Annotated in this window: 1 protein-coding gene; it reads right to left on the minus strand. The window is 50.6% G+C overall.

Annotated elements, in window-relative coordinates; genetic code table 11:
* A partial coding sequence (locus AC1RPT_RS08045) for a hypothetical protein (protein WP_481763030.1) occupies nucleotides 1-184 on the minus strand: 184 nt, incomplete at its 3' end.
* Between the last annotated feature and the right edge of the window lie 83 nt (nucleotides 185-267).

The raw sequence follows: 267 nt of genomic DNA on the forward strand, positions 1-267 counted from the left end.
TCCCAAAAGAACGGGTCAGCAGATCATCAATCCATTTGGTGTCTGGTACTATGAGCTTCTTATGGCAATCCCAGTGCCAGAACTCATCTAGACGTTCGCGACCTGTGTAGCGGCCTTCACCATCGCGGATGAGCTTTTTGCACCCGTGGCACCGATATTCTTCGTCATCCACTGCATCAGCCATACTTCTTCCTCCATATTTCTCAAATACGGCAGCACGAGTGCCAAGGCACTGGGACTCAACTCCACTACGTAAAGCCCGTTTTC

The organism is Dellaglioa sp. CoH-56-MRSF-11 (assembly GCF_056782135.1).